A 6,864-nucleotide genomic window follows, 5' to 3' on the forward strand; every position below is an offset into this window, starting at 1 on the left:
TTAGCGACAGGGTAATATATACCTATACCACAAAATATCTTGGCTTGAATTGTGCAAATAATTGATTCATAAAAACTGATATTCATTATTGATGAATTTTTATATGAGCTTTTGATATATCAATATCATAAAACAAGCAATGGATAGGATAAGTAAATCACTATAATGAATATAAATTTTCAAAAGTGTCATAAGTACACGTTTTTCTAAGCTGGTGTTGTCCATGTCGTTAAATGAGGAAAGACTTACTCATCTCAAACAGCTTGAAGCTGAGAGTATTCATATCATCCGCGAAGTTGCTGCCGAGTTTGAAAATCCGGTCATGCTGTATTCGATTGGTAAAGATTCGGCGGTCATGCTGCATCTTGCGCTAAAAGCGTTCTACCCAGCAAAACTTCCATTTCCATTATTACATGTCGATACAGGCTGGAAGTTTAAAGACATGATCACTTTCCGGGACAACATGGCGAAAACCCATGGTTTCGATTTGATCGTGCATCAGAATAAAGAAGGGGTCGAGGCCGGTATTAACCCATTCGACCATGGTAGTTCTAAATATACCGACATTATGAAAACTCAGGGTCTAAAACAGGCTTTGGATAAATACGGTTTTGATGCTGCTTTTGGTGGCGCGCGCCGTGATGAAGAAAAATCACGTGCCAAGGAACGTGTTTATTCATTCCGTGATTCGAAACATCGCTGGGATCCAAAAAACCAGCGTCCAGAACTTTGGAATCTTTATAACGGTAAAGTGAACAAGGGCGAAAGTATTCGTGTATTCCCGTTATCTAACTGGACTGAGCTGGATATCTGGCAATACATCTATTTGGAAAGTATTCCATTAGTACCACTTTATTTGGCTGCAGAACGTCCTGTGGTTGAACGTAGTGGCACACTTATTATGGTTGATGATGAGCGTATGCCTTTAAAAGAAGGTGAAGTTCCACAAATGAAATCGGTACGTTTCCGTACTTTGGGTTGTTATCCATTAACAGGTGCTGTGGAATCTACAGCCAATACCTTGCCGGAAATTATTCAGGAAATGTTGCTGGCAACCAGTTCTGAGCGTCAAGGTCGTATGATTGACCATGATGAAGCAGGCTCAATGGAGAAGAAGAAGCAGGAAGGCTACTTCTAGAATCTCTCCCGACCTCTCTTTAAAAAAGAGAGGAGATTTCCCCCTTTATAAAGGGGGATACAGGGGGATTCAAAAACCGATTTCTAAAGAATATGTGGAGCTTTGAGCGATGTCTCATCAATCTGATTTAATCAGCCAAGATATCTTGGGCTATCTGAAACAACATGAAAATAAAGACCTGTTGCGTTTCCTGACTTGCGGTAACGTGGATGATGGTAAATCGACGCTAATTGGTCGTCTACTTTATGATTCAAAATTGATTTATGAAGATCAATTACAGGCCGTGACCCGGGACTCGAAAAAAGTCGGTACGACAGGTGATGCACCTGACTTGGCACTTCTGGTCGATGGTTTACAAGCAGAGCGTGAGCAAGGCATTACCATTGATGTGGCATATCGTTATTTCTCGACTGAAAAACGTAAGTTCATCATCGCGGATACGCCGGGACACGAACAGTACACCCGTAACATGGCAACCGGTGCGTCGACTTGTGATCTTGCGATCATTTTGATTGATGCGCGTTATGGCGTGCAAACCCAGACACGTCGTCATACCTTTATAGCAAGCTTGCTTGGTATCAAGAACATCATTGTTGCGATCAACAAAATGGACTTGGTGGAATTCTCTGAAACACGTTTCAATGAAATCCAGGCTGAATATGCGGCATTCGTTGCACAATTGGGTGACCGTAAACCAAGCAATATCATCTTTACGCCTATTTCTGCACTGAATGGCGATAATGTGGTGAACAAGTCAGCCAATACGCCGTGGTACACTGGTGAAACGCTGATGGGTACGCTTGAATCGGTGGAAATTAACCGTAGTTCAGCGAAGCAGGATTTCCGTTTCCCTGTGCAATACGTGAACCGTCCAAACCTCGACTTTCGTGGTTTCTGCGGTACGATCGCACTCGGTGATATCAATGTTGGCGATACCGTAACAGCATTACCTTCTGGTAAGTCTTCTACAGTTAAAGAAATCGTTACTTTTGATGGCAACCTTGAGCATGCAGTTGCAGGTCAGGCAGTGACTTTAACGCTTAACGATGAAATTGATATTTCACGTGGTAATGTGTTAATTCGTGCGGATCAAGCTGTTCCAAATATTTCACGTTCAGTTCAAGCGACTGTAGTGTGGATGGCGGATCAACCACTTGTACTGGGTAAGCTGTACAACATCAAGATTGGTACACAAACCGTTCCTGCAAAAGTAACGGCAATTCATTACCGTACCAACGTCAATACTTTGGAAAAAGTTCAGGTGGATAAGCTTGAGCTAAATGCAATTGCCAATGTGACTGTTGAATTTGATGCACCAGTGGTCTTTGACCGTTATCAGGACAGCCGTTTCACCGGTTCGTTTATCTTCATCGATCGTTTAAATAACGTGACGATTGGTGCGGGTATGGTGGAAGAATCAGTTGAATGGTCTGCACATGATGAGCCTGTTACTGCAGAAGCACGTGCGGCACGTTTGGGTCAAAAACCTGCTGCTGTAACTGTAACTGCCAAAGCTTTGGAAAATGCTCAGGCGCTTGAAAGCTTGTTGCTTCAACAAGGTATTGTGGCAATTGCTAAAGCAGGTTTGAATGCGGAGCAGGTTGCACTGGTTCGTGAAACTGGTGTGGTTGTGATTACCGATGCTGCTGAAGGTACAGACACGACTTTAAATGTTGAAGCAGTTGAAGAACTTGCTGAGAAGATTGTGGAATTGGTTCGTCTATAATAGATTGAGTTGATTTAAAAAAACCCGCCGAGAGGCGGGTTTTTTTATGCTCTGAATGATGATTTGAATAGAGTTTAGACAGTGTTTGAAAATTAATCATTCACATAAATATTCACTCTCTATAAAATCTAGACAAGAGGGGAATATGATGAAAAAAATTTTAGTTTTACTGGGACTGTGTTTGGCTTTTGGGATAGATGCCAAGCCAACCACAGCCAGTACTGAATCGATTAAGCAAAAAATAATCCAGCAGTCGATTGAGAGTTATCCCGGAAATTGTCCGTGTCCTTACAATACTGCAAGTAATGGTAGTCGTTGTGGTAAGCGTAGTGCTTATAATCGTGCAGGCGGATATACGCTGCTGTGTTATCCGGAAGACGTGAGTGATCGAATGGTAAAGGAATATAAAGGGCGTAGTTAATTAAAGGCTCCGTATTTTAGATAGCGAGCTAAAAGAAATATTTTTGTTGGATTTAGCTTTATATGGATAATTATTCATAAGAATCATTGAGAACTACGGCCAGAATTGCTTTTATTTCGGTTAAACTTTTCACGCCTGCAATCCTTTTAATGATTTCTCCATTTCTAAAAATAAGCGTAGAAGGCAAACCATAGACATTATAGCGCAAGGTTAAAATCGGAGACTGATCCACATTGATCTTGCCAAATTTAATCTCAGGATTTACCTCAGCATAGTATGTCGCCAGTTCGGCAAATACCGGAAAATTCTGAACACAAGGCTTGCACCAGTCTGCATAAAAGCGAATCACGGCAAAACCTTCAAGCCACTCAAAATCACTGTAGTTGTTTTCGTTATATTCGATCACTTGGGTCATGGTCGGCCTATTATCAATTTCCTGAATAGTCCCCCGATTATACATAAGTCCGATGTGGCTTCATTCCTCATGCTAACTATGTTCAAATAAGTTCAAGACATATGAAATGCATAGATTAGGGAAAGAAATCATGTCACAACAAACCATGCAGCAAGTCATTATTACAGAACCGGGTGGTGTTGATAAACTCGCTTATGAAACGGTGACTGTACCTGAACCTAAAGCAGATGAGGTGCTGGTAAAAGTCCATGCCTTTGGCATTAACCGTCCAGATATCCTGCAGCGTCAAGGCTTATATCCGATGCCGAAAGGGGTAACGCCAGTTCCTGGTCTGGAAGTGGCAGGGGAAGTGGTTACGGTCGGTAGCGATGTGAGCAAGTTTAAAGTCGGTGATCAAGTCTGTGGTTTGACCAATGGTGGCGGTTATGCTGAATATTGCGTAGTGCCAGAAAGCCAGACCTTGAATATTCCTGAAGGTGTAAGTTTTGTACAGGCAGCGGCCATTCCTGAAACCTTCTTTACCGTGTGGGCCAATGTGTTTCAGATGGGTAAGGCCAAAGCAGGGGAAACGATACTGGTGCATGGTGGAACGAGTGGTATTGGTACGACTGCTTTGATGTTGTGTAAATCACTTGGAATTAAAACTTTTGCAACCGTCGGTTCAGATGAAAAAGTTGCAGCGATTTCTGATTTAACCACGGCTATTAACTATAAAACTCAGGACTTTGAACAAGTTATTAATGAAGCCACTGACAATGGCGGTGTTGATGTCATTTTAGATATGGTCGGTGCACCTTATTTAGAGCGTAATTTGAATTTGTTGCGCCGTGATGGACGTCTGGTCTATATCGCTTTCTTGGGCGGGGCCAAAGCCAAAGAAGTTAAACTCGGACAAATCATGATGAAACGTTTGACTATTACCGGTTCAACCATGCGTGCGCGTAGCACGGCTGAAAAAGCGGAAATTGCACAAGGTCTGAAAGAGCAGGTTGCACCGTTATGGGCAAAAGGCGAATGTCTGCCGATGATCTATAAAACGTTTAAGTTTGATCAAATTCAGGATGCCCATGCTGCAATGGATACTGGAGAACATGTGGGTAAAGTTGTGGTTGAAATTATTTAATACGAGATAAGTGATTTAAAAAAATGCCAGTAATTTTACTGGCATTTTTTTAATTTTAAGTAAAATCTTATTACAAATAAATATATAAAATTTTGAATAGAAATTAAAAAATGTTAACTGTTCGACACAACCTGTCAATTATGATACGTAAATTGCATCTATCGATAATTCCGACCAATTGGTTAAACATTCACATGAATGTGAGAGGGAGAATAAGATGAAAATTATTTCAACAGCATATAGTTCAAAACATAGTTTAAGAGCATTACGACGTATTCATAAAATGATTATTCGCGGAACCATCAGTTGGGCAGAGTTACATAAAATGTATCGAGCGATGTTGCATCTGGAGCGCTATATGGAAAGATTAACGCAACAGCATCGTCATTCAAGCAAGAAAACATCCAGAAAATCCAAATAAGATCTTGTATTTTTAGGGTCAATAAAGGGTCAAGATCTGATCTAAAAAATATATTAGACTTTGTCCTAATATTATTCACTGATCGGCATTCAGTATAATCATTTAACATCTAGCGATAAATAAGTACATGAGAATGTATTAAGTGGGGATTTATGAAGCGCCCAGCTTCAATACATGAGCGTCTTGCAGAGCGTTTAGCCAGAATTTTGACCAAATTAAATGTCGGATATCAACTCCGGGCTGTAGAGCTAGCTGCAGAATTTCAAGTCAGCACCCGCACCATTGAACGTGATTTTGATCGTTTAGGCTCTTACTTACCCTTACTTCAAGATGAGCAGAAACGATATTATCTGGAACCCTCTTATTTAGGACGGTTTAAGTTGCAGGATATCCAGACCTTTGCCCAGCTTTCGGGCATTAGTGAGTTGTATCCGGCGCTGGATATGTCTTTTATCCGTGAACTGCTGGATGAGCGGGCAAATCAGGTATTTTCGGCAAAAGGCTATCATTTTGAGGATGCTAAACAGTTTGCCGAGCATTTCAAGCTGCTTGCAGGCGCAATCTATAAACGTCAGCAGGTTAAGCTGCAATATTCAGATCAATTGCGAATCATCCAGCCCTATCGTTTGATTCATCATCATGGCATCTGGTACTTGGCTGCTGTGAGTGAAAGCAAGCTGCGCACTTATCGCTTAAGTCAGTTGCAACAGCTCGAGCTGGTTTTTGAGGTGGAGAGCTTTGAGCATGATCCTGAAGTGTTGAAAATGCTGGCAGATGAAGACAGCATCTGGTTTGGGCAGCAAAAGCAGCAGGTCTTAATCAGGGTACAACCTGAAGTCACAGTCTTTTTTAAAGAGCGCCGTTTATTTCCAGAACAGCAGATCGAGCAGGAAGCCGAGACTGGAGAGTTAGTGATCAGTTGCCAGATCCGTCACGAAATGCAGTTATTACCTTTGGTACGTTACTGGTTGCCTTATGTGAAAATTATTGAACCGATTCATTTTCAGCAGAAACTGGAACAGGATCTGGAAGGCTATTTGCGCTCTGCCGGATAATATTGAGAAAGTAGAGCAGGGTGGCCTAATTTGATGATGCTTTAGATGGAAATTTGATTTACTTATTTTTTGACTAACTAAATTACAGGCATAAAAAAACCAGCTTTCGCTGGGTTCTTTATTTGCACCATTTTTCTATAGTAGAAGAATGGTGCCCGAGGCCAGACTCGAACTGGCACGCTTTGTGGGCGGGGGATTTTAAATCCCCTGTGTCTACCGATTTCACCACTCGGGCTTTAACAAGATGGAGGCGGAGGTCGGAATCGAACCGGCGTCCACGGAGTTGCAGTCCGCTGCATGACCACTCTGCCACCCCGCCGCGTCTTGTTGATGCGTATATTATCAAGCTCAGAAAAAAAAACAATAGTGTATTCATCCGTATGCGCATAAAAACATCATCTGGCGGAAAATATTTAAATTATTCATGTAGAATGTGCAAAATTGATTCATATCAACACTTGGGAGAAGTGCCGTGGCATTAGTTCTAGACGGTCGTGCATTGGCGAAGCAAATTGAAGCTGACTTGTTTACTCGCGTAGAAGCGCTGAAAGCAAAATCAGGTCGT

7 protein-coding genes, 2 tRNA genes and 1 pseudogene are annotated in these 6,864 nt (G+C 41.7%); 7 read left to right on the forward strand and 3 right to left on the reverse strand.

Features of this window, described 5'->3' with window-relative positions; all coding sequences use genetic code 11:
- Positions 1 to 223 precede the first annotated feature (223 nt).
- The 3 genes from cysD to WAK81_RS04100 all read left to right on the forward strand — a co-directional run bounded on the left by cysD (position 224) and on the right by WAK81_RS04100 (position 3,285).
- Positions 224 to 1,138 (forward strand): sulfate adenylyltransferase subunit CysD, encoded by a 915-nt coding sequence (gene cysD, locus WAK81_RS04090; RefSeq protein ID WP_004730252.1) that lies wholly within the window; start codon positions 224 to 226, stop codon positions 1,136 to 1,138.
- A gap of 109 nt (positions 1,139 to 1,247) precedes the next feature.
- Positions 1,248 to 2,864 carry a sulfate adenylyltransferase subunit CysN gene (gene cysN / locus WAK81_RS04095; protein WP_422195789.1) on the forward strand — a complete coding sequence of 539 codons (1,617 nt, stop codon included), beginning with the start codon at positions 1,248 to 1,250 and terminating at the stop codon, positions 2,862 to 2,864.
- Positions 2,865 to 3,012: 148 nt separating this feature from the next.
- Positions 3,013 to 3,285, forward strand: coding sequence for a hypothetical protein (locus tag WAK81_RS04100; protein WP_422195790.1), 273 nt, complete (start codon positions 3,013 to 3,015; stop codon positions 3,283 to 3,285).
- 70 nt (positions 3,286 to 3,355) lie between these two features.
- Here the strand turns inward: WAK81_RS04100 and WAK81_RS04105 are convergent, their stop codons facing one another.
- Positions 3,356 to 3,700, reverse strand: coding sequence for a thioredoxin family protein (locus WAK81_RS04105; RefSeq protein WP_422195795.1), 345 nt, complete (start codon positions 3,698 to 3,700; stop codon positions 3,356 to 3,358).
- A 130-nt stretch (positions 3,701 to 3,830) separates the two neighbouring features.
- On the opposite strand from WAK81_RS04105, the gene WAK81_RS04110 reads away from it, so the two are divergent.
- From WAK81_RS04110 to WAK81_RS04120, 3 genes are all read left to right on the forward strand, one after another.
- Entirely contained in the window at positions 3,831 to 4,823 is a 993-nt protein-coding gene (locus tag WAK81_RS04110) for an NAD(P)H-quinone oxidoreductase (protein ID WP_422195791.1), read from the forward strand.
- A gap of 217 nt (positions 4,824 to 5,040) precedes the next feature.
- A complete protein-coding gene (locus WAK81_RS04115; RefSeq protein WP_422195792.1) occupies positions 5,041 to 5,244 on the forward strand; it encodes a hypothetical protein in 204 nt (67 codons plus the stop codon).
- Positions 5,245 to 5,396: 152 nt separating this feature from the next.
- Positions 5,397 to 6,299 carry a helix-turn-helix transcriptional regulator gene (locus WAK81_RS04120; RefSeq protein ID WP_422195793.1) on the forward strand — a complete coding sequence of 301 codons (903 nt, stop codon included), beginning with the start codon at positions 5,397 to 5,399 and terminating at the stop codon, positions 6,297 to 6,299.
- 149 nt (positions 6,300 to 6,448) lie between these two features.
- Here the strand turns inward: WAK81_RS04120 and WAK81_RS04125 are convergent.
- Together WAK81_RS04125 and WAK81_RS04130 are read right to left on the reverse strand one after the other, a co-directional pair.
- Positions 6,449 to 6,534: transfer RNA gene (locus tag WAK81_RS04125), tRNA-Leu, on the reverse strand.
- A gap of 10 nt (positions 6,535 to 6,544) precedes the next feature.
- Positions 6,545 to 6,618, reverse strand: a tRNA-Cys gene (locus WAK81_RS04130).
- A 153-nt stretch (positions 6,619 to 6,771) separates the two neighbouring features.
- On the opposite strand from WAK81_RS04130, the pseudogene WAK81_RS04135 reads away from it, so the two are divergent.
- A pseudogene (locus WAK81_RS04135) lies at positions 6,772 to 6,864 on the forward strand (bifunctional methylenetetrahydrofolate dehydrogenase/methenyltetrahydrofolate cyclohydrolase); the annotation flags it as partial.

This window comes from Acinetobacter sp. (assembly GCF_049284435.1).
Taxonomy (GTDB): Bacteria; Pseudomonadota; Gammaproteobacteria; order Pseudomonadales; family Moraxellaceae; genus Acinetobacter.

What these genes read in the sequence shown, in the direction of transcription:
- cysD (WP_004730252.1), top strand. Translation starts at nt 224, where the DNA reads ATGTCGTTAAATGAGGAAAGACTTACTCATCTCAAACAGCTTGAAGCT.
- cysN (WP_422195789.1), top strand. Translation starts at nt 1,248, where the DNA reads ATGTCTCATCAATCTGATTTAATCAGCCAAGATATCTTGGGCTATCTG.
- WAK81_RS04100 (WP_422195790.1), top strand. Translation starts at nt 3,013, where the DNA reads ATGAAAAAAATTTTAGTTTTACTGGGACTGTGTTTGGCTTTTGGGATA.
- WAK81_RS04105 (WP_422195795.1), bottom strand. Translation starts at nt 3,700, where the DNA reads ATGACCCAAGTGATCGAATATAACGAAAACAACTACAGTGATTTTGAG.
- WAK81_RS04110 (WP_422195791.1), top strand. Translation starts at nt 3,831, where the DNA reads ATGTCACAACAAACCATGCAGCAAGTCATTATTACAGAACCGGGTGGT.
- WAK81_RS04115 (WP_422195792.1), top strand. Translation starts at nt 5,041, where the DNA reads ATGAAAATTATTTCAACAGCATATAGTTCAAAACATAGTTTAAGAGCA.
- WAK81_RS04120 (WP_422195793.1), top strand. Translation starts at nt 5,397, where the DNA reads ATGAAGCGCCCAGCTTCAATACATGAGCGTCTTGCAGAGCGTTTAGCC.